The sequence below is a fragment of the Streptomyces callyspongiae genome, assembly GCF_047200695.1.
Taxonomy (GTDB): Bacteria; Actinomycetota; Actinomycetes; order Streptomycetales; family Streptomycetaceae; genus Streptomyces.
Map to the genome: position 1 here is coordinate 1 of NZ_JBJZOM010000062.1, position 393 is coordinate 393.

The following is a 393-nucleotide window of genomic DNA, read 5'->3' on the forward strand; positions in this document are numbered from 1 at the left end:
GACTGGGATCCGGCGAACCGGCGGCCGTATCTGGTGGACATCGTCAGCCGGGTGCAGGACGGCCGGCTGCGGATGGAGTGGACCTACAGCGAGTCCGCGCACCGGGAGGAGACCATCGCGCGGGTCGCGGAGCGCACGCTCGCGGTGCTGCGGGAGCTGGTGGCCGAGGCGCGGCGGCCGGAGGCGGTGGGCTACAGCCCGTCCGACCTGCCGTTGAGCGGACTCGACCAGGAGCAGATCAACGCCCTGGTGGGCCGGCTGCGGGAACTGCCCGAGTGGCGGCGCAGCACGCTGCCGCGCCCGCTGGAGGACTGCTACCCCCAGACCCCCATCCAGCAGGGCCTGTGGTTCCAGAGCAGCTTCGCCCAGGGCGAGGGCGTCTACCACGTCCAG

At 72.8% G+C, this 393-nt stretch carries 1 protein-coding gene; it reads left to right on the forward strand.

What is annotated here, in order from left to right; translation table 11 throughout:
* On the forward strand, nt 1–393 hold a 393-nt coding region (locus ACL06G_RS21525), incomplete at both ends, for a hypothetical protein (protein WP_412788173.1).